13 protein-coding genes are annotated in these 21,233 nt (G+C 70.0%); 4 read left to right on the top strand and 9 right to left on the bottom strand.

Annotated elements, in window-relative coordinates:
• Nucleotides 1-75 precede the first annotated feature (75 nt).
• The 6 genes from treZ to MO1_RS01330 all read right to left on the bottom strand — a co-directional run bounded on the left by treZ (nucleotide 76) and on the right by MO1_RS01330 (nucleotide 8,811).
• The gene (treZ, locus tag MO1_RS01355; RefSeq protein WP_060915005.1) at nucleotides 76-1,791 is read right to left on the bottom strand and encodes a malto-oligosyltrehalose trehalohydrolase; all 1,716 of its coding nucleotides are present in this window, start codon (nucleotides 1,789-1,791) and stop codon (nucleotides 76-78) included.
• A complete protein-coding gene (gene treY, locus MO1_RS01350) occupies nucleotides 1,788-4,136 on the bottom strand; it encodes a malto-oligosyltrehalose synthase (RefSeq protein ID WP_060915004.1) in 2,349 nt (782 codons plus the stop codon). Before treY ends, treZ begins: the two co-directional genes overlap by 4 nt.
• Nucleotides 4,133-6,343: a glycogen debranching protein GlgX gene (gene glgX / locus MO1_RS01345; RefSeq protein WP_060915003.1), complete on the bottom strand. Its 2,211-nt coding sequence runs from the start codon at nucleotides 6,341-6,343 to the stop codon at nucleotides 4,133-4,135. The genes treY and glgX overlap by 4 nt, the downstream gene beginning before the upstream one ends.
• Before the next feature lie 99 nt (nucleotides 6,344-6,442).
• Nucleotides 6,443-6,919: a hypothetical protein gene (locus tag MO1_RS01340; protein WP_036310552.1), complete on the bottom strand. Its 477-nt coding sequence runs from the start codon at nucleotides 6,917-6,919 to the stop codon at nucleotides 6,443-6,445.
• Nucleotides 6,920-7,018: 99 nt separating this feature from the next.
• Nucleotides 7,019-7,702, bottom strand: a complete 684-nt coding sequence (locus tag MO1_RS01335; protein ID WP_060915002.1) for a GTP pyrophosphokinase — start codon at nucleotides 7,700-7,702, stop codon at nucleotides 7,019-7,021.
• Between the two features lie 47 nt (nucleotides 7,703-7,749).
• Nucleotides 7,750-8,811, bottom strand: coding sequence for a LacI family DNA-binding transcriptional regulator (locus tag MO1_RS01330; protein WP_338041428.1), 1,062 nt, complete (start codon nucleotides 8,809-8,811; stop codon nucleotides 7,750-7,752).
• Between the two features lie 95 nt (nucleotides 8,812-8,906).
• On the opposite strand from MO1_RS01330, the gene MO1_RS01325 reads away from it, so the two are divergent.
• Genes MO1_RS01325 through MO1_RS01310 form a run of 4 tightly spaced genes read left to right on the top strand, consistent with a single transcriptional unit; the run spans nucleotide 8,907 to nucleotide 14,404 of the window.
• Complete coding sequence (locus MO1_RS01325) at nucleotides 8,907-10,196, top strand: ABC transporter substrate-binding protein (protein ID WP_060915001.1); 1,290 nt, start codon at nucleotides 8,907-8,909, stop codon at nucleotides 10,194-10,196.
• A gap of 2 nt (nucleotides 10,197-10,198) precedes the next feature.
• Nucleotides 10,199-11,212: a carbohydrate ABC transporter permease gene (locus MO1_RS01320; RefSeq protein ID WP_036310561.1), complete on the top strand. Its 1,014-nt coding sequence runs from the start codon at nucleotides 10,199-10,201 to the stop codon at nucleotides 11,210-11,212.
• 8 nt (nucleotides 11,213-11,220) lie between these two features.
• Nucleotides 11,221-12,099, top strand: coding sequence for a carbohydrate ABC transporter permease (locus MO1_RS01315; protein ID WP_036310726.1), 879 nt, complete (start codon nucleotides 11,221-11,223; stop codon nucleotides 12,097-12,099).
• A gap of 1 nt (nucleotide 12,100) precedes the next feature.
• Nucleotides 12,101-14,404 (top strand): beta-xylosidase/alpha-l-arabinosidase, encoded by a 2,304-nt coding sequence (locus MO1_RS01310; protein WP_060915000.1) that lies wholly within the window; start codon nucleotides 12,101-12,103, stop codon nucleotides 14,402-14,404.
• On the opposite strand, the gene MO1_RS01305 is transcribed toward MO1_RS01310, so the two are convergent.
• Genes MO1_RS01305 through MO1_RS01295 form a run of 3 tightly spaced genes read right to left on the bottom strand, consistent with a single transcriptional unit; the run spans nucleotide 14,394 to nucleotide 21,129 of the window.
• Nucleotides 14,394-16,850 carry a glycoside hydrolase family 3 C-terminal domain-containing protein gene (locus MO1_RS01305; protein ID WP_060914999.1) on the bottom strand — a complete coding sequence of 819 codons (2,457 nt, stop codon included), beginning with the start codon at nucleotides 16,848-16,850 and terminating at the stop codon, nucleotides 14,394-14,396. The two genes, MO1_RS01310 and MO1_RS01305, sit on opposite strands and share 11 nt — an antisense overlap.
• The gene (yicI, locus tag MO1_RS01300; protein ID WP_060914998.1) at nucleotides 16,847-19,123 is read right to left on the bottom strand and encodes an alpha-xylosidase; all 2,277 of its coding nucleotides are present in this window, start codon (nucleotides 19,121-19,123) and stop codon (nucleotides 16,847-16,849) included. Before yicI ends, MO1_RS01305 begins: the two co-directional genes overlap by 4 nt.
• Nucleotides 19,120-21,129: a beta-galactosidase gene (locus MO1_RS01295; RefSeq protein ID WP_060914997.1), complete on the bottom strand. Its 2,010-nt coding sequence runs from the start codon at nucleotides 21,127-21,129 to the stop codon at nucleotides 19,120-19,122. The genes yicI and MO1_RS01295 overlap by 4 nt, the downstream gene beginning before the upstream one ends.
• Nucleotides 21,130-21,233 lie beyond the last annotated feature (104 nt).

Here is a 21,233-nt window from a genome sequence, read left to right as displayed (position 1 = left end):
GTTCCCCTGTCGCGATCGGCAGCGCCGTGCGGCGTGTTGCGACAGGGGAACGGCGAGCAGGGAACGAGGAGCGGGTCAGCCGACGACGACCGCCGACTCCGGTGCGACCACGAGCGTGTCGCCGCGGACGGTCGGCTCGACCGACGCGATCCAGACGTCTCCGGCGGGCACCTCCCACGGCTCCGAGGTCAGGTTCACGACGACCCGTGCGGCACCGCGGCGCAGCACGTACCGGCGACCGGACGACGAGGGCACCACCTCGGCATCCCGACCACCGGGGCCCGGATGCGTCAGCTCGGGACGCTCACGGCGCAGTCGCGCGAGCTGCCGGTACAGGTCGAGCAGGCGGGCGTGATCGCCCTGGGAGACTTCGGACCAGTCGAGCTTCGACCGCTGGAACGTCTCGGGATCGTTGGGATGCGGCACGATGCTCTCGTCCCAGCCCATCTTCACGAACTCCGCGATGCGTCCCTTCGCGGTCGCCTCGGCGAGCTCGGGCTCGGGGTGCGAGGTGAAGAACTGCCACGGGGTCGACGCGCCCCACTCCTCTCCCATGAACAGCATGGGGGTGCCCGGTGCGGTCAGCGTCAGGACCGCCGCGACGGCCAGCCGGTCGGTCGACAGCGTCGCCGTCAGGCGATCTCCCGCCGCGCGGTTGCCGACCTGATCGTGGTCCTGCGCGTATGTGACGAGGCGCCAGGATGCCGACTCGTCGGGCACCGGCTTGCCGTGGTCACGCTCGCGGAAGGACGAGTGCGTCCCGTCGTGATAGAAACCCTTCGTCCAGACCTTCGGCAGGGCCTCCGGGTCGGCGAAGTCCTCGTAGTAGCCGACGGCTTCTTCGGTCAGCGCCACGTGGACGGCGTGATGCCAGTCGTCCGACCACTGCGCTGCGAGACCGTACCCGCCGGCTTCGCGCGGCAGGAACATGATGGGGTCGTTCAGGTCGCTCTCGGCGATGAGCGTCAACGGCCGACCGACGTGCGAGCTGAGCGCATCGGTCCGCTCCGCGATCTCTTGCAGGATGTGCACCGGGTGCGAGCCGGACTCGTGCAGCGCGTGCACGGCGTCGAGACGGAGCCCGTCGACGTGGAAGTCGCGCATCCACATGAGCGCGTTCTCCACGATGAAGGACCGGACGGCCTCCTCATCGAGGTTGAGGCTGTCGCCCCATGTGTTGCGGGAGCCGTCGCGCAGGTACGGGCCGTACTCCGGCAGGTAGTTGCCGCTGGGCCCGAGGTGGTTGTAGACGACGTCCTGGATGACGGCGAGACCTGCCGCGTGCGCGGCATCCACGAACCGCTGGTAGGCCGCAGGACCCCCGTAGGTCTCCTGCACGGCGTACCAGAGGACGCCGTCGTAGCCCCAGTTGTGAGTCCCGTTGAAGGCGTTCACGGGCAGCAGCTCGATGTGCGTCACGCCGATGTCGATCAGGTGATCGAACCGGTCGATGGCGGCATCCAGCGTGCCCTCGGGGGTGAACGTCCCGAGGTGCAGCTCGTAGATGAGTCCGCCCGCGAGCTGGCGGCCGGTCCAGGACTCGTCGGACCAGTCGAAGGATGCCGCGTCGAACCACGCCGACACGTCGTGCACGCCCCGGGGCTGACGCCGCGAGCGCGGGTCGGGACGCACGTCATCGCCGTCGCCCAGGACGAAGCCGTACTCATCGCCGTCCTGGAGTGCGACGTCGGCACGCCACCAGTCGTCGCCGGCCGCGGTCAGCGCGAGGTCGTCGTGACCCGGGCGACGCAGCCGCACCCGCTCGACACGCGGAGCCCAGACCTCGATCACGATGCGTTCCCCTCGATGACGTCCGCCGGCGCGAGCAGCGCGACGGGGTAGGTGTCCAGCAGGTCGGCCAGACGGAGGCGCCCGCCCTCGAAGCGGCGCCCCGTCAACACGTCGACCGCGGCGCCGTGGTGGCTCAGCACCTCGGTGTCGCCCCAGCCACCGCGGGCGGCGAGCCCTGCGGGCAGGCGCGTCGCGACAGCGACGACGCCACCGCGGTCGAAGGCGACCGCGTGATCCACGGCCTCCCCGACGACGGTCATCGGCGTGTACCGCGTGAACAGCTCGGGATGGTCGCGCTTCAGCCGCAGCGTCCGCGACACCACGAGCAGCTTTGCCGCGCCCGACGCGTCGACGGGCGGCTTCCACCCCTCGTCGAGCCGTCCGAGCAAGCGGCGACGCTCGGCGAAGTCGATCTCGCGGCGGTTGTCGGGGTCGACGAGCGAGTGGTCCCAGAGCTCGGTGCCCTGGTAGACGTCGGGAACTCCCGGGCCCGCCAGCTGCAGCAGCTTGAGCGACAGCGAGTTGGAGCGGCCGAGCGGGGTGATCTCGTCGACGAACTCCTCGACGATGGTCCGCGCGTCACCGAACGCCGCGTCCACGAGAGCGTGCATCTTCTCTTCGAACGCCTCGTCGGGGTCGGACCAGGTCGTGCTGTTCCCGGCCTCGCGCGACGCCTTCTCGGCGTAGGCGTGCAGCCGCTCACGGCTCGCGGGCCACGCGCCGACGATCGCCTGCCAGAGCAGGTTGTCGAACGGCCCGTCACCGGTGGAAGCCACTCCGCGGAGCTCGCCGAGCACCTCGGCCCAGCGGTCGGGGATCTCGGCGAGCACCGACAGGCGGGTGCGGACGTCCTCGCTGCGCTTCGTGTCGTGGGTCGACAGCGACGTCATCGCCGCCGGCCATGAGGCCTGGCGATGAGCGGATGCCGCATGGAACCCGTCGACGTCGACCGCCCACTCCGTCGGGTCGCCGCCCACCTCGGTGAGCGTGCCGAGCCGGGTGTAGCGGTAGAACGTCGTGTCCTCGACGCCCTTCGCCATGACGGGTCCCGTCGACTGCATGAATCGTCGCGTGAACTCGCTCTCCGGTCCGGCGACCAGGCGGGCCGCGATCGCCGTGAAAGCGTCGACGAGCTCGGGGCGCCGGGCGGAAGCCAGCGCAACCGCGTCGTCGAGGTGCTCGGCTCCGGCCGGAAGGTACGCGCGGTAGACCGGGAACACCGTAAGGAGCTCGGCGAGCGCGTCGAGCCACTGCTCGTCGGAGGCTCCGCCGCGCTCCGCGTCGGGGACGAGAGCGGCGAGGCGCAGCACCTCGGCGTGGAGACCGTCGGTCGCCCACGACAGCTTCGCCTCGTGCATCATGTCGGCGTAGTCGGCTTCCCCGCCGCCGCGCAGCTCGGAGTCGAGCGCGGTCAGGCCCCGCTCGCCGGCCGGATCGATGAGCACGCGGTCGAGGACGGCCATCGCGTCGTACCCGGTCGTCCCCTCGGTCGCCCACCACGAGGGCAGCTCTTCGCCGTGCTCGAGGATCTTCTCGACGAGCACGTACGCGCCGTTCGTGGCATCCGCCAGCAGGTCGAGGTACCCGCCCGGATCAGCGAGGCCGTCCGGGTGGTCGACGCGCAGGCCGTCGGCGAGACCCTCGCGGATCCAGCGGGCGATCTCGACGTGGCTCGCATCGAAGACGTCGGGGTCCTCGACCCGGACGCCCGCGAGCGTCGTCACGGCGAAGAAGCGCCGGTAGTTGAGCTCCGCGTCGCCCCGGCGCCAGAACAGCAGCTCGTAGTGCTGCGCCGCGAGGACGTCGCGGACGTCACCCTCGCCGGTGCCGTCCGCCAGCGGGAACTCGTGGTCGAAGTACCGGACGACGCCCGCCTCGGCATCGATCGTGATCTCGCCCGCCTCGAGCGCCGCGTCGAGCTCCGACCCGAGCACAGGCAGCCGCAGCCGCCCGCCGAGCGCCCAGTTCACGTCGAACGCCGCCGCGTGCGGCGACGCCTGCCCCTGACAGAGGACGTCCCACCACCACGGATTCGCCCGCGGATCGGAGACGCCCTGGTGGTTCGGGACGATGTCGATGAGGATGCCGAGGCCCGCCGCCCGTGCCGCCGACGCGAATCGTGTCAGCCCCTCGGGTCCGCCGCGCTCCGGGTCGACGACGGTCGGGTCGATCACGTCATAGCCGTGGTCGGACCCGCTCGTCGCCGCCAGGATCGGCGACAGGTAGGCCCAATCCACGCCGAGGTCGCGCAGGTAGTCGGTCAGGTCGGCTGCGGCATCCAGATCGAATCCGGCCCGGATCTGCAGCCGGTAGGTGGACAGCGGAGCCTTCGGAACGTCGGTCATGAGTGCGGAAGCTCGCTCTGCTGCGCCTGCGCGGGGACGTCGATCGCCCCGGTCATCGCGGAGAGGGACGCGGCCACCGATGAATCGACTTCGATCGTCTCCTGCTCGTGGTCGCGCAGGACGACGAGCGCCCGGCCACCGACCGAGACGGTGCCGCCGGGGTCGACGATCGGAATCTCGTCGACGCCGCCGGCGGTGTCGACGATGACCTCCCAGCGCGGGCTGGCGGTCGCCGTGGGAATGGTGAAGTCGATCGCCTCGTCGCTCGCGTTGAAGAACACGAAGAAGTGGCGGTCGTGGATCTCCTCGCCACGGCGGTCGCGCTCGCGGATGCCGTCGCCGTTGAGGAAGACGCCCACGGCGCGGCCGAAACCAGAATCCCAATCCTCGGGCTGCATCGCCGAACCGTCCGGACGGATCCACGCGATGTCGGGGAGCGGCGCCCCCTCCTCGCGGCGCACAGGTCGCCCGTCGAAGAAGCGCCGACGACGGAACGTCGGGTGGTCGCGGCGCAGGCGCGCGAGCACCGAGGTGAACTCGATGAGCGGCTGGTCGATCGCAGTCCAGTCGATCCAGGTGAGTTCGTTGTCCTGCGCGTAGCCGTTGTTGTTGCCGTCCTGCGTACGGCCGAGCTCGTCGCCGTGCGAGATCATGGGCACGCCTTGGCTGAGGAGCATCGTCGCAAGGAAGTTCCGCTGCTGACGCGCGCGCACCCGGAGGATGTCGGAGTCGTCCGTCGGACCCTCGACGCCGTGGTTGTACGAGCGGTTGTGCGATTCGCCGTCGTTGTTGTCCTCGCCGTTGGCCTCGTTGTGCTTCTCGTTGTACGAGACGAGGTCGCGGAGGGTGAACCCGTCGTGGGCGGTGACGAAGTTGATGGATGCCACCGGCCACCGGCCGTCCTGCTCGTAGAGGTCCGCGGAGCCCGTGAGGCGGAGCGCGAACTCACCGAGCGTCGACGGCTCGCCGCGCCAGAAGTCGCGGACCGTGTCGCGGTACTTGCCGTTCCACTCCGTCCACTGCGGCGGGAAGTTGCCGACCTGATAGCCGCCGGGGCCGATGTCCCACGGTTCAGCGATCAGCTTGACCTGACTGACGATGGGGTCCTGCTGCACGAGCTCGAAGAACGCCGACAGGCGGTCGACGTCGTAGAACTCGCGGGCCAGGGTCGAGGCGAGGTCGAAGCGGAAGCCGTCGACGTGCATCTCGAGCACCCAGTAGCGCAGGGAGTCCATGATGAGCTGCAGCGTGTGCGGGTTGCCGACGTTGAGGCTGTTTCCCGTGCCGGTGTAGTCGGTGTAGTAGCGCTTGTCATCGTCTTCGAGGCGGTAGTAGGCGAGGTTGTCGATGCCGCGCATCGACAGCGTCGGACCCATGTGGTTGCCCTCGGCGGTGTGGTTGTACACGACGTCGAGGATGACCTCGATGCCCGCGGCGTGGAGCGCGCGCACCATCGCCTTGAATTCCTGCACCTGCTGGCCGACGCCACCCGCAGCCGAGTAGGTGTTCTGCGGCGCGAAGAAAGCGATCGTGTTGTAGCCCCAGTAGTTGGAGAGGTCCTTCTCCTGGAGCGTCGAGTCGTTCACGAACTGGTGCACCGGCATGAGCTCGAGCGCCGTGACGCCGATCTTCTTGAGGTGTTCGATGATCACCGGGTGCGCGATGGCACTGTAGGTGCCACGGATGTCCTCGGGGATGTCGGGGTGCGTCATCGTGAGGCCCTTCACGTGGGCTTCGTAGATCACGCTCTCGGCGTACGGCGTCTTCGGCTGGCGGTCACCCTGCCAGTCGAAGTACGGGTTGACGACGACGCCCTTCATCATGGCCGCGGCCGAGTCGTCGTCGTTGGTCGAGTCGGGGTCGCCGAACGTGTAGCTGAAGACCGACTGGTCCCATTCGACCTGACCGTCCACGGCCTTCGCGTACGGGTCGAGGAGCAGCTTGTTCGGGTTGAACCGCTGACCGTTCTCGGGGTCGTAGGGCCCGTGCACGCGGTAGCCGTAGCGCTGTCCCGGCTGCACCGACGGCAGGTAGGCGTGCCAGACGAACGCGTCGACGTCGATGAGTTCGACGCGCGTCTCCGCGCCGTTCTCGTCGAACAGGCAGAGTTCGACTTTCTCAGCGCACTCGCTGAACAGGGCGAAGTTCGTCCCATTGCCGTCGAAGGTCGCTCCCAAGGGGTAAGCGGAACCGGGCCAAACCTGCATACGAACTCCCGAGATAGGTGGAAGGCCACACTACCGAGGGGGCGTGACCGGTCACGGGGCCCTTGACAGCCGCCCGCGGGGAGGCCGTTCTGCGGGCGGTCAGCGGAGCGAGAGCATGTCGTCGAGGTAGGCCGCGAGGGGCCTTGCCGGCCCCGTCGTGCTCCAGGCCACATGCGGCGCGCCGTTCACGAGAGAGAGGATGCCGGAGCGCTCACCGCGGTCGACGGCGGCGGCATCCATCTCGGTCCAGCCCACGTGAAGCACCTCGCCCTCCGCGAACCCGCCCCGGAACGCGGCGCCCGCTCGCTCGAAACGCGCGCGCTGCGCCTCGGCGGTGTACCCGCGGATCGCATCCTGGCGCGCGCGCAGCACCTCGCCCGTCGCGAAGACGCGATCGTCGCCGATGAGCAGAGTGCCGACGTGCCATGCCTCGGTCACCGGGACGATCCGGGGAGCACGGCCGATGCCCAGGATGCGGCGGCCCTGCGTCCACTCCCCCAGCCGCTCGCGCGGCGATCCGGCCAGGCGCTCGCGCGCCGCTTGCAGCAGGCCGGTGGTCGTCGAGGCATCCGTCACCGTCCCATTCTGCGCATCGTTCGCCGCGGGGCGCTTCCCCTGTCACAACACGCCACAGGCGGCAGCACTTCGCGACAGGGGAAGCCCCGGCGGGGAGCGTCAAACGAAGTGCGTCGGTCCGGGGGCCGCGGCGCCGCGGATCTGCTGGTGCAGACGCGTCATACGGGCGTCGAGCTCGGCGGCTGCCTCGGCGGCGTCCTTCAACTGCCCCAGCAGGTGGTCGGGAACCTGGCGCTCGTACTTGTAATAGATCTTGTGCTCGAGGCTCGCCCAGAAGTCCATCGCGATCGTTCGGAACTGCACCTCGACGGGCACGTCAACGCGCCCGGTCGAAAGGTAGACGGGCACCTCGAGGATCGCGTGGAGGCTCTTGTAGCCGTTGCCCTTCGGGGTGGCGATGTAGTCCTCGACCTCGCGCACGGTGATGTCGTCCTGGGCGGTCAGCAGGTCGAACAGGCGGTAGACGTCGTTCACGAAACTGCAGGTGATGCGGATGCCGGCCACGTCGGTGATGTGGGCCCGCACCGAGTCGAAGTCGGGGTCGATCCCCCGACGCTGGATCTTCTCGACGAGACTGTCGGGCGACTTCACGCGGCTCGAGACGTGCTCGATCGGGTTGTAGTCGTGCATCTCGTGGAACTCTTCGCGGAGGATCGAGATCTTCGTCTCGATCTCCTGGAGCCCGAAGCGGTACTCCATGAGGAAACGCTGGAACTCGTCGCGCATGGTCCGGAGTGAAGAGGCGGACACCGTGATCTGCTGCTCATCGAGCGGAGTGGACATGGTGCGACGCTATCGGGACCCGCCCCGAGTGCGCTGTGAAGGATGCCTCAATCAGGTCGAGGCGGCGCCGTCGTCGCCCGCGGGACGAGAGCCGTCGGAAGACGCAGGTGCGTCGCCGCCGGGGTGCCGCCGCCCATGAACTCGAGGAGCATCGTGACCGCCTCGGCGCCGAGGCGCTGCATGGGCTGGCGGACGGTCGTCAGCGCGGGCACCGACTGCGAGGCATCCGGAACGTCGTCGAACCCGACGACGGACAGATCGTCCGGCACCGAAAGCCCGTGTTCGTGCGCGACCCGGATGACGGTGAGGGCGGAGATGTCGTTGGCGGCGAACACCGCGGTCGGCCGGTCGGGGCGCCGCAGCAGGCGCGTCGCCGCTTCGCGCGCGATGTCCTCGACGTAGCGCCCCACGCCCACCAGGTCGGGGTCGAACGGGATGCGGGCGTCTTCGAGCGCGCGGCGGTACCCGCCCTCGCGGAGCATCGAGGACCGGAGGTCGGGGCGGCCCGCAACGAAGCCGATGCGGCGGTGCCCGAGCGAGACGAGGTAGGCGACGGCGTGGCGGGCGCCCGCGAAGCTGTCGGACTCGACCATCGGGAGGTCGGCGGGGCCCGTGTGCGGATCGATCGCGACGACGGGCACGTCGGCCGTGACGTTCACGACTGTGGGGGTGACCATGATCACGCCGTCGACGAGCGTGCCGCTCAGGCGGCTCAGGGAACGTCGTTCCCAGCCGTCGCTCGAGACCGCCCGCGATCCGCTGTAGGCGAGCAGGTCGAGTCGGGAGTCCCGAAGGGCGGCGCCCACGCCCTTCAGCACCTCGGCGGAGAACGGTTCGAAGTCGGCCACGAGGACGCCCACGACGCCCGTGCGGCGCGCGCGCATGCTGCTCGCGACGAGGCTCGATTCGTAGCCGAGGTCCTGCACCGCGGCGAGCACGCGCTGCACCGTGGCGGGCGCGACGCCGTAGCGCCCGTTGACGGCTTTGGACACCGTGGCGACCGAGACGCCGGCCGCCGCGGCGACGTCGTGGATCGTGGTGCGCCTTCGCATGGCTCGAAGCGTAGCCCCATGGAAAACATTTTCGAAAACGTTTGACGTGAGCGACAACAATTCCGACACTGGGACCGACCCGGCACGCACCGCCGGGACCACCCGCACCTCGAGGACCGAGCGTGCGACTCAATGAGGAGATTGGTGATCACATGAGGACCAAACGGTTCGCAGCGGGGCTCGCGGCATTCGCCGCGATGACACTCGCGCTCAGCGCGTGTTCGGGCGAAACAGGTGGCGGCAGCGGCGGCGGCGACGTCGAGATGACGCTGTGGCAGAACTCGACCACGGGACCCGGCCAGCAGTTCTGGAAGGACGCCATCGCGGCCTTCGAGAAGGAGAACGACGGGGTCACGATCAAGATGCAGTCCGTCCAGAACGAGGACATGGACGGCAAGCTGCAGACGGCCCTCAACGCGGGCGATCCGCCCGACATCTTCCTTCAGCGCGGCGGCGGCAAGATGACCGCGATGGCGAACGCCGGACAGCTGATGGACCTGACCGACCTCATCTCGGACGACATTCGCAGCGAGATCTCCGAGGGCTCGTTCGCCGCGGAGACCTACCAGGACAAGGTGTGGGCGATGCCGCTCTCGGTGCTGCCGGGCGGGTTCTTCTACAGCCAGGATGCCTTCGACAAGGCCGGCATCTCCGACACCCCCGCCACCATCGACGACCTGAAGAGCGACGTCGAGGCGCTGAAGGGCACGGGCATCGCACCCATCGCCCTCGGCGCGAAGGACGCGTGGCCCGCCGCCCACTGGTACTACTTCTTCGCGATCCGCGAGTGCAGCCCGAAGGTGATCGAGGCGACCGGCGACTCGAAGGACTTCAGCGACGACTGCTGGACGCGCGCCGCTCAGGACCTCGTCGACTTCAACGGCATCTCGCCGTTCAACGAGGGCTTCCTCACGACCGCCGCCCAGCAGGGCGCCGGCAGCTCCGCAGGCCTCGTCGCCAACCGCAAGGCAGCGATGGAGCTCATGGGCGCGTGGGACCCGGGAGTGATCGCGTCGCTGACGCCGGATGAGAAGCCCCTTCCCGACCTCGCTTGGTTCCCGTTCCCCGAGGTCTCGGGTGGCGACGGTGAGCCCGGATCGATGATGGGCGGCGTCGACGGTTACTCCTGCTCTGCGCAGGCACCCAAGGAGTGCGCCGACTTCCTCAACTTCATCGCGAGCTCCGAGCAGCAGACGAAGTACTACGAGGCGTTCCAGTCGCCGCCGGTCAACTCGGTCGCGCAGAAGTCCGTCACCGAGCCCTACCTGCAGCAGATCCTCGAGGCGTACAACAGTGCCCCGTTCGTGTCACAGTGGCTCGACACCGTCCTCGGCCAGAACGTCGGCAACGCGCTGAACGTCGCGGTCGTCGACATGCTCGCCGGTGGCAGCGACCCGCAGAAGTTCATCGCCGCCGTCAACGCCGCAGGCGCGCAGGGCTGAACATGACCGTTCGCGAGATGTCCGCTTCGGACACCCCTGCTCTCGCGGCGCACGCCGGGGGCGGCGACACGTCGCCCCCGGCACGGCCGCGGTCCCGCCGTCGGCGGGGCCTCGGCTGGTCGGGGCGACTGGAGGTCCTCCTCCTCGCCGGACCCGCCGTGATCTTCTTCGTCGGGTTCGTCATCCTGCCGGTTCTGATGGCCGCGTACTACGGCTTCTTCCGGTGGTCCGGGTTCGGTCCCGCCACCGACTTCGTCGGGCTGAAGAACTACATCACCATCTTCAGCGACCCGAACTTCCAGAGCGCACTGCTGCACAACGCCTTCATCGTCGTCATGTCGCTCGTCTTGCAAGGCCCGATCGCGATCGGTCTGGCGCTGCTGCTGAACCGCAAGATGCGGGGACAATCCGTCATCCGCGTCCTCATCTTCGTGCCGTACGTCATCGCCGAGGTGGTCGTCGGCACCGGGTTCAGCCTGCTGCTGTCGACCAACGGCGCCGCCAACGGCATGCTCGACAAGCTCGGACTGGGCAGCCTCACGCAGGACTGGCTCGCCGATCCGGCCATCGCCATCTGGACGCTCATGGCGATCCTGACCTGGAAGTACGTCGGCTTCGCCGTCATCCTCTTCCTCGCAGGGCTCCAGGGCATCCCCGAGGAGCTCTACGAGGCCGCCGCCATCGACGGCGCGTCGTACTGGCAGATCCAGCGCCAGATCGCGCTGCCGCTGCTGGCACCCACCCTCCGTATCTGGGCGTTCCTGTCCATCATCGGCGCGCTGCAGCTGTTCGACCTCGTCTACATCATCTGGGGTCAGTACGTCTCGTCGGTCGCCGGTACCAACACGATGGCCATCTACATGGTCGTCACGGGACGTAACGCCGGCAACTTCGGCTACGGCAACGCGGTCGCCGTCGTCATCTTCGTCATCTCGCTCGTCGTCGCGCTGTTCTATCAGCGATTCGTGCTCCGCCGCGACACGGCCGGCGCCATCACAGAGAGGGGCGTGCAGTGAGCGCCACCATGACCCTCGTCACGGCACCGCCCGCCGACGACACCCGCATCCGCCGCGCCCCGAAACCGAAGCTGCCGTGGGGCTCGCCCCTCGTCTACTTCGTCGCGCTGGCCGTCATCGCGCTCATGCTCGGCCCGGTGATCTACATCATCATCGGCGGCTTCCGCTCCAACTCGGCGATCACCGTCGATCCGGCGGGGTTCCCCGACCCCTGGAACGTCGACAATTACGTCGGCGTCGTCACGAGCGGACAGTTCTGGGGCCAGGTCGGCAACTCGACGCTCGTCGCCCTCGCGACCACGATCGGGGCCGTCGCGCTCGGACTGGCCGCGAGCTACGTCATCGCCCGCTACACGTTCAAGGGGCGCGGAGTGCTCTACGCCCTGTTCGCCTCGGGCCTGATGTTCCCCATCACGGTCGCGATCACGCCGCTGTACATCGTGATCCGCTCACTCGGGCTCATGAACACCCTGCCGGGCATCATCCTGCCGCAGATCGCGTTCGCGCTGCCGACGACGATCATCATCCTCGTCCCGTTCCTGCGGGCCATCCCCGACGAGATCCAGGAGGCGGCGTCGATCGACGGCTGCAGCCGCCTCGGATTCTTCTGGCGGATGGTGCTGCCGCTCGCGGTGCCGGGCGTCATCACGGTCGGCATCCTCGCCTTCATCGGCAGCTGGAACGCATACCTGCTCCCCCTGTTCATCCTCAACAACGAATCGCAGTTCACCCTCCCGCTGGGTGTCCAGGCGTTCTCGTCGCAGTACTCCGTCGACACGGCGCGCGTGCTCGCGTTCACCTCGCTCTCGATGCTTCCCGCACTGCTGTTCTTCAGCCTGTTCGAGCGGCGCATCGTGGGCGGTCTCACCGGAGCCGTGAAAGGCTGACATGACCGATCTCCACTCGCAGGCCTCGGCCCGCGTGCACGATCTGCTCGCGCAGATGACGCTCGAAGAGAAAGCCGCTCAGCTCGTCGGGTATTGGGTCGACCAGGGCGGTGAGGTCGTCGCTCCTCTCGCCGACGAGATGGTGACGACGACGAAGTACGCGGATGCCACGGCTCACGGCCTCGGCCATCTCACCCGTGTCTACGGCACGCGACCCGTCGACCCGATCGAGCGCGCCGCCTGGCTCTGGGAGGAGCAGCGGCGTCTGCGCGCGCAGACCCGCCTCGGGATCCCCGCGATCGTCCACGAGGAGTGCCTGACCGGCCTCGCCGCGTGGAAAGCCGCGACCTACCCGACCCCGCTCGCCTGGGGCGCATCGTTCGACCCCGAGCTCGTCGCCGAGGTGGGCGCCGCGATCGGCGACTCGATGCGTGAACTCGGCATCCACCAGGGTCTCGCCCCCGTGCTCGACGTCATCCGCGACCCCCGCTGGGGACGCGTCGACGAGTGCATCGGTGAAGACCCCTACCTCGTCGGCACCGTGGGGACGGCGTACGTGCGAGGGGTCCAGTCGGCGGGTGTGGATGCGACGCTGAAGCACTTCGTCGGGTACTCCGGCTCGCAGGCGGCGCGCAATCACGCGCCCGTGCACGCCGGAGCCCGCGAAGTCGCCGATGTTCTGCTGCCGCCGTTCGAGATGGCGATCCGCGACGGCGGCGCGGCATCCGTCATGAACTCCTACGCCGAGATCGACGGCGAACCCGTCGGCGCCAGCTCGCACTACCTCGACGAGGTGCTGCGCGGCCGCCTCGGCTTCACCGGCCCGGTCGTCTCGGACTACTTCTCCGTCGCCTTCCTCCACTCGACACACGGGGTCGCCGCCGACCTCGGCGATGCCGCCGAGCAGGCGCTCCGCGCGGGCATCGACGTGGAACTCCCGACGGGTGATGCGTTCGCCGCTCCCCTGCTCGAGCGCATCCGCTCCGGGGCGATGGATGCCTCGCTGCTCGACGCCGCCGTCCTCCGCGTCCTCGCGCAGAAGGAGCGCCTCGGCCTCCTCGACGAGACGTTCGAGACTCCCCCGACCGACGTCGACCTCGACGGCGAGCGCCACCGCGAGCTCGCCCGTCGCCTCGCGGCCGAGTCGGTCGTGCTGCTGACCAACGACGGCGCACTGCCGGCGGCATCCGCTCGTCGCATCGCGCTCATCGGTCCGAACGCCGACTCGGCGGAGGCGCTCATGGGCTGCTATTCCTTCGTCAACCACGTTCTCGCGCACCACCCGGGCACGCCGCACGGCATCGAACTCCCGACCGTCCGCGAGGCGCTGACCGCCGAGTATCCGGATGCCGAGATCACCCACGAACGCGGATGCGGCGTGGAGGATCACGACGACAGCGGTATCGCCGCGGCCGTCGACGCCGCGACCGCGGCGGAGCTCGCGATCGTCGTCGTCGGCGACCGCGCCGGGCTGTTCGGGCGCGGGACCGTCGGCGAAGGCAACGACGTCGACCACCTCGAACTGCCTGGCATCCAGCGTCAGCTCGTGGAGCGCGTGGTCGCGACAGGGACCCCCGTCGTGCTCGTGATCCTGTCGGGACGCCCCTACGCGATCGGATGGGCGCTCGACGGCGACCACCGCGTCGCCGCGGCAGTGCAGTCCTTCTTCCCCGGCGAGGAGGGCGCCGACGCGATCGCCGGCATCCTGTCGGGGCGCCTGTCGCCGTCCGGCCGGCTGCCGGTCACCCTGCCGCGGTCCGCGGGGGCGCAGCCGTACAGCTACCTCCACCCGCGCCTTGGCGGGCCGATCGACGTGACGAGCGCCGACCCGACGCCCGTCCGTCCGTTCGGACACGGGCTGACCTATACGACCTTCGCGCACGAGGACCTGCATACACCCGCGACCGTGGCGGCCGGCGACACCGTCGAGGTCTCCGTCGTGGTCCGGAACACCGGCGACCGCGCTGGGGCGGACGTCGTCCAGCTCTACGCGCACGACCCCGTCGCCAGCCTGACCCGGCCGGTCGCGCAGCTCATGGCGTACCGCCGCGTCTCGCTCGAACCGGGCGAGAGCGCACGCGTGGTGTTCGAGCTTCCGACCGCCCGGTTCGCCTTCACGGGGCGCGACGGACGCCGTGTCGTCGAGCCGGGCCGGATCGACCTCTGGGCCGGTCCGTCGTGCGCGGAGCGCGAGACGACCGCCACCCTCGAGGTGACCGGAGAGCACACCGTCACGGCCGACGACGCGCGGATCGTCGCGACGCGGGTCGACTCCCTCGCGGGCGCCGGCGTCGTCAGCCCGTGACGGTGAGCCGGCTGTCGACGGTGAGCACGTCTGCCGACGGGCCCGCCGCGACGCGGTAGTCGCCGGATTGCACGCGAAGCGCCTCGCCGTCCCACACGGCGAGGCGCTCGACGGCGAAGCGGATCTTGACCGTGCGGGTCTCGCCGGGCTCGACGCGCACGCGTGCGTATCCGAGGAGCAGGCGGCGCGGCGCCGCGATCGGGAGCTCGGGCGCGAGCGCGTACACCTGCACGAGCTCCTCGACCGCCCGAGCCGACCGGTTCGCCACCGTCACCGCCGCCGTCACGACCCGCTCGTCTCCGCGAGGATCGAGGGCGGGATGCCGGCGGGTGGGCGCGGGCGCTGCGACCAAGACGGCATCCACCTCGATCGCCTCGTAGACGACGTCACCGTAGCCGAGCCCGTGGCCGAACGCGAAGGCGTACGGGGCAGGCTGATGCCGATAGGTGGCCTGCTGACGTCGGGTGTCGTAGTCGAAGAGGTCCCCGGCCTGAGCGGGGTGCGCGGGCCACGACTGCGCGAGGCGTCCGGTGGGCTCGCGATCCCCGCTGAGCACGTCGAGCAGGCCGTGGCCGAGTTCCTGCCCCGCGTGACTCGACCACACGACGGTCGCCGCATCGGCGGCATCTGCGAGGACGTAGGGGAAGCTCGAGACGATCGTCAGGACCGCCCGCGGGTTGGCCGAGTGAGCGGTCTGCCACAGGTCGGTCGCGGCCGCCGGCAGGAGCAGGTGCGCGCGGTCGACGGTCTCGCGGCCCGAGAGGTGCGGATCGTTGCCGACCGCGACCAGGACGACGTCGGCCGCCGCGGCGGCGCGGGCCACCTCGTCGCTCCCGCTCGTCACGGTCTCGACCTCGAAGCGCGCGGCATCGTCGAGAGTCACGCCCTCGGCCACGAGCAGACCGACGTCGCGCACGACGCGCACCCACCGGCCCGAGCCGAGGTGCAGCAGGGACCACGACCCGTCCTCGTGCAGATGCCTGCGGAAGCTCTCCTGCACGACCCAGCCGCCCACCCGCTCGGCGTCGGCGCGCATCGGCCAGGCGCCGCCGGTGAGCAGGAGACCGCTCGCCCGAGAACGCAGGGTGAGGATGCCGTCGCCCCAGTCGGTGACATCGAACAGGCTCGCGTCGGCGCGGGCGTCGGCGACGGCATCGACGAGCGCACCGTCGGCGCTCGCGGCCACAAAGCCGGAGGGGGCGCGGAGCGCGACGGTGTCGGCGCCCGTGACCACCTCGACCGTCGCGGTCGGGTACCGGTCGCGCACGCCCTGCGCGATGCCCACCGCGTAGGGAGGGGTCCCCGAGTACCAGTCGGTCAGGACCACGTCCGCGAGGGGACCGATGACGGCGACCGACGCCGGCTCGGACAGCGGCAGGATGCCGTCATCGTTGCGGAGCAGGACGACCTGGCGGGCGGTGGCCTCGCGGGCGAGCTCCCGCGCGGCGGGCGTGTCGATCTCGTCGGCGCCGATCGCCGCGTACGGGTCGTCCTCGCCGTCGAACTCGCCCGTGCGGAGGCGCATCTCGAGCAGGCGCAGCACGGCGGCATCCACGTCCTCTTCGGTGAGGAGTCCCTGCGCGAGCGCCCCGCGGACGGCCTCGAGGCTCGGCGTGGGGTCGGGACCGTCGTCGGTGAAGGAGTCCATGCCGCTTCTCACGAGAGCAGCGGCGCCGTGCACCTTGTCGGGCTGCGCGCGCTGGATCGACACGAGGAAGCTCGGCGCACCGGCATCCGACACGACCGAGATCGACTCGTCGCTCCAGCTGCGCGCCTCGGCGACCAGTTCCGGCTGCGTGTGCGCGGGGACGCCGTTGACCCGGTTGTAGGCGAGCATCATGCTGCCCGCGACCTTCTGCTCGATGGCGGGCCGGAACGCGGGCAGCTCCTCCTCGTGGAGCGTGCGCGGGGACATCTCGGACGATGTCGCCGACCGGTCGGTCTCGTTGCTGTACGCCAGGAAGTGCTTGAGCGAGGGCACCGTCTTCCAGACGCGCGGGTGATCGCCGCGAAGCCCGCGACTGTACGCCGCGCCGAGCTGCCCGGTGTAGTGCGGGTCCTCGGAGTACCCCTCCTCGTTTCGACCCCAGGCGGGATGCCGGAGGGTGTTGACGACCGGGGCCCACACGTTCAGGTCGACGTCCGCCCCCGACGCGCGCTTGGCGCGCACCTCGGTCGCCACGAGGTCGCCGACGCGCGTCACGAGCTCGGGATCCCACGTCGCGGCGAGCCCGACGGGCTGCGGGAACACCGTCGCGACGCCCACCCAGGCGAGCCCGTGCAGGGCCTCGCACCCGGTGTGGAACGAGCGGAGGCCGAGGCGCTCCACCGCGGGCATTGCCTGGTGAAGCATCGCGATGCGCTCCTCCGCGCTCAGCCGGTCGAGCAGGTCTCGGGACCTCTCGGCGAGTGGCAGATCGGTGCGACGGAAGGCGTCGTCCGTCACGGGGCGACCTCCAGGGAGACCGTCCCCGCTCCCACGACGGACGCCGTCCGGTCGCCGACCTGGAGGCTCCACGGGGCGCGCGCGTCGGTCGACTCGGCGACGATCCGACCGCCGTCGCGGCGGACGCGGAACGCCGTCGCGGGGGCGCCGTCATGGCCCGGGACGACTGTCTCGGCTTCGTACCCGTCAGGCAGTTCGAAGCACCGCAGCGTCACGCCGTCAGCCCAGTCGTAGTCGGGCCGATCCTCGCGCGACCCCCACGGCAGCACCGTTCCTGGCCGCACCCGGAGTGGCACGGAATCGTAGCCGTGACGCTCGGACTGCCACGTCCGCCCGTCCGCGACGTCGCCGGTGATCAGCGACGTCCACCGCCCGTCGGGCAGGTAGTACTCCACGCTGCCGTCCTCGCTGAACACAGGCGCGACGAGCAGAGCGTCGCCGAGCATGTACTGCACATCGGCATCGTGCGTCGTGCGGTCGCCGGGGAACTCGAGGAGGAGCGGGCGCATCATCGGGATGCCGCCGGCGTGCGCCTCCTCCGCGACCCGAGCCAGGTAGGGCATGAGGCGCAGCTTCAGCCGTGTGAACAGGCGCGTCACCTCGACGGCCTCCTCGTCGAACGCCCACGGCACGCGGACGCTCCCCGACCCGTGCAGGCGCGAGTGCGACGACAGCAGACCGAACGCGAGCCAGCGCTTGAAGACACCGGCATCCGGCGTGCCCTCGAACCCACCGATGTCATGGCTCCAGTAGCCGAAGCCGCTCAGCGCGAGCGACAGTCCGCCGCGAAGCGTCTCGGCCATCGAGAGGAGCGTCGAATCGTTGTCGCCGCCCCAGTGCACGGGGAACTGCTGCCCGCCCGCCGTCGCCGACCGGGCGTACAGGACCGCCTCGCCGACGCCGCGCTCCTCTTCGAGCACGCGGAAGACGATCTCGTTGTAGAGCTGCGGGTAGTAGTTGTGCATGCGCTGCGGGTCGGACCCGTCATGCCACGCGACCCCTTCGGTCGGGATGCGCTCGCCGAAGTCGGTCTTGAAGCTGTCGGCGCCCTGGCGCACGAGTCGGCGCAGGTGCTCGGCGTACCACTCGGCCGCCTCGGGGTTCGTGAAGTCGACGATGGCCATGCCGGCCTGCCACATGTCCCACTGCCAGACGCCGCCGTCGGTCGTCTTCAGGAGATACCCGCGCTCGGCCGCCTCCTCGAAGATCGCGGAGCGCTGCGCGATGTAAGGGTTGATCCACAGCGAGATCTTGAGACCCCTCTCCCGCAGGCGGGCGAGTTGCCCGTCGGGGTCGGGGAACATGCGCGGGTCCCAGGTGAAGTCGGTCCACTGGTACTCCCGCATCCAGAAGCAGTCGAAGTGGAAGACCGAGAGCGGCAGCTCACGCTCTGCCATCCCGTCGACGAACTCCGTCACGCTCGCCTCGTCGTACGCAGCGGTGAACGACGTCGTCAGCCACAGCCCGAACGACCAGGCCGGCACGCGCGCGGGGCGGCCGGTCAGCGCCGTGTAGCGACGCAGCACGTCCTTCGGCTCGGGCCCCGCGATGACGTAGTAGTCGAGCGTCTCGCCCGGGACGGAGAACTGCACCCGCGAGTTGATCTCGGATCCGACCTCGAACGAAACCGCGTCGGGGCTGTCGACGAAGACCCCGTAGCCGCGGCTCGTCAGGTAGAACGGGACGGACTTGTAGGCCTGCTCGCTCGACGTACCGCCGTCGGCGTTCCACGTCTCGATCGACTGCCCGTTCTTGGTGAAGGCACCGAAGCGCTCCCCGAAGCCGTAGACGCGCTCGCCCGGCTCGATCGACAGCTGCTGGTGCACCCACGTTTCGTCGGCGCCGGTCATGTGGCCGATCGACCGCGGCAAGGAGGTCGTCAGGATCTTCTCGCCCTGCTCGAAAGCGACCCGCCATGCGCCGTCACGCGAGACGCGGACGCGGAGGTCACCGGCATCCAGCACACCCTCGGCGTCGTCGACCGAGACGACGGGCGTGTAGCCCTCCTCCGCCGTCACCGCGAAGTCGGGGCCGCGATGGCGCCCGCCCGCATGACGCTGCACCCGCACCCGGATGACCCCCGGCGCGGGCGCCGAGAACGTCGTCGTGATCATCGGGCGGTTGAGCGTGTCGCCCCGGTGACGGATGACGGCGGTCGGCGCGAACACGGTGAGGCTGCCGGCCTCGGCGTCGGCGCGGATGTCATCCACGGAGGTCGCGTACAGCCCGGTCACTCCTGGCCTCATGAGCCAATAGCCGTCGGTGAACTTCATGTCACTCGCCTTTCTGTCACGACCCGCGCGTCGCCCCTCGGGACCACCACGCGATCGTCGAGCTCGTCATCCGTCAACAGGTCGATCCAGGCTCCCGGGAGCGGGATCGTCGCATCCGCGGAGCCGCGGTTCAGAAGGAACAGCGCGTCTCCGCGCCGCACGGCCTCGACGCCCGCAGGCGCGTCGGCGATCGCCCCCGAGACACCCGCCGCGGCCAGCACGTCGCCCACGACCGCGTCGAGCAGATCGTCGCCGACCACCGCGCCCACGTACCACGCCGAGCCGTTGCGCGTCACGACGGGGCGCCCCGCGTCATCCCCCGACGCGACCTGCGCGAGGATCTCCGCGCCGTCGGATCGGAGTTTCTCGCCGAGGGTGTGGGCGACGGATGCCGGCCACCGCCCGTCAGCCGATTCGAGGACGACCCCGTCGTCGGGAAGTGCGATCCACTCCTCGCCGCTGACACCGAGAAGGTCACGGAGGAGCGCCGGGGAGCGGCCCGTGAGGATGTGCCCGCGCTCGTCTGCGACCCCGCTGAAGGGTCCGACGACGACCTGCGCGCCGCGCTCGGCGGCTTCCGTCAGGCGCGCTGCGTCCTCCGGCCGGAGGACATAGCCGTGCGGCAGGAGGACGACGTCGTATCCCGAGAGGTCGGCGCCGAAGCGGACGACGTCGACCGGAACGGAGCGTCGCCACAGCGGGCGGTACCAGCGTCGCATCTGCTCGAGGCCGTCGAACCGGCTCGTCGGACGCGCGGGTTCCTCCGAGGCCCACCACGACGGCCAGTCGAACAGCACGGCCGTGCGCGCGGCGATGCGCTCCCCCGCGACGGGCCGCAGTCGCCGCAGATCCGCGCCCTGACGGCAGACGCCCGCGAACACCTCGGTGTCTGCTCCGGCGTGCGGCAGCATCGCGGAGTGGAAGCGCTCCGCTCCCGCGGTCGACTGCCGCCACTGGAAGAAACAGATGCCGTCGGCGCCGCGCGCGATCGCCTGCAGCGAGTCCAGCCGCGCTCGCGCGGGCGTCTTGGGGAGGTTGTGCGGGCGCCACTGGACGGCGCTGATCGCCTGCTCCATCAGTATCCACGGCGCTCCGCCGCCGAGACCGCGCATGAGGTCCTGCACGAAGGCCATGTCGAGAGGGCTCTCGGGATCGGCAGGATCGGGGTACTGGTCGTCGCTCACGACGTCGACTTGGTCCGCCCACGACCAATAGTCGACGTGTGCGAAGGCGCCCATGAAGTTGGTCGTGATCGGCTGCGTCGCCCCCGCCTCGCGGATGGTGTCGCGGAGCTCGCGGTAGCAGTCGCGGAGTTCGTCCGACGTGAACCGGCGGAAGTCGAGCGACTGCGTCGGGTTGATCAGGTAGGGCGCGCGACGAGGCGGCAGGATCTCGGCGACGTCGGAGTACCGCTGCGCCCAGAACGCCGTCCCCCACGCGCGGTTGATCTCCTCGATCGAGCCGTAGCGGCGCAGTAGCCACTCACGGAACGCGCGGGCTGCCTCGTCACCGTGGTCGATCTGCCCGTACTCGTTGCCGACGTGCCACATCCGGACGGCCGGATGCTGCGCGTAGCGCGACGCCAGATCAGCCGTGATCGCGCGCGCTGCCTGTCGGTAGACCCGCGAGGACGGGGAGAACTGGTTGCGCGAGCCCGCGATGAGGCGCACGCCGTCGCGGTCGACGGGCAGCGTGTCAGGATGCCGCACCCCGAGCCACGGCGGCGGCGAGGCCGTCGGGGTCGCGAGGTCGACGGCGATACCCCCCGCGTGCAGCAGATCGAGGACCTCGTCGAGCCAGCCGAACTCTCGCGCACCCGGAGTCGGCTCGAGCTCTGCCCAGCTGAACACCCCGACGGTCACGAGGTTCACACCGGCCCGCTGCATGAGGGCGACATCCTCACGCCAGACCTCGGGCGACCACTGCTCGGGGTTGTAGTCCCCGCCGAACAGGATGCCGCGCTCAGCAGGCAGCTCTGCGAAGGCCGTGACGGCGACGGAGTTCATGCGGGACGGGCCCTTCAGCGATGTGGACGACGGTGTCGAAGCGCTTCAACGAATCCAACCTATACTAGCGATCACAGACGTGTCCATCGGTCGGCAGAGCGGCG

It is taken from the genome of Microbacterium oleivorans NBRC 103075, from assembly GCF_001552475.1.
In the GTDB taxonomy this organism is placed as follows: domain Bacteria; phylum Actinomycetota; class Actinomycetes; order Actinomycetales; family Microbacteriaceae; genus Microbacterium; species Microbacterium oleivorans.
This window is presented reverse-complemented; position numbering and strand designations above follow the sequence as displayed.

Coding starts and splice junctions, on each gene's coding strand:
- treY (WP_060915004.1), bottom strand. CDS start 4,136: ATGACCGACGTTCCGAAGGCTCCGCTGTCCACCTACCGGCTGCAGATC.
- glgX (WP_060915003.1), bottom strand. CDS start 6,343: ATGCAGGTTTGGCCCGGTTCCGCTTACCCCTTGGGAGCGACCTTCGAC.
- MO1_RS01335 (WP_060915002.1), bottom strand. CDS start 7,702: ATGTCCACTCCGCTCGATGAGCAGCAGATCACGGTGTCCGCCTCTTCA.
- MO1_RS01325 (WP_060915001.1), top strand. CDS start 8,907: ATGAGGACCAAACGGTTCGCAGCGGGGCTCGCGGCATTCGCCGCGATG.
- MO1_RS01320 (WP_036310561.1), top strand. CDS start 10,199: ATGACCGTTCGCGAGATGTCCGCTTCGGACACCCCTGCTCTCGCGGCG.
- MO1_RS01315 (WP_036310726.1), top strand. CDS start 11,221: ATGACCCTCGTCACGGCACCGCCCGCCGACGACACCCGCATCCGCCGC.
- MO1_RS01310 (WP_060915000.1), top strand. CDS start 12,101: ATGACCGATCTCCACTCGCAGGCCTCGGCCCGCGTGCACGATCTGCTC.
- yicI (WP_060914998.1), bottom strand. CDS start 19,123: ATGAAGTTCACCGACGGCTATTGGCTCATGAGGCCAGGAGTGACCGGG.
- MO1_RS01295 (WP_060914997.1), bottom strand. CDS start 21,129: ATGAACTCCGTCGCCGTCACGGCCTTCGCAGAGCTGCCTGCTGAGCGC.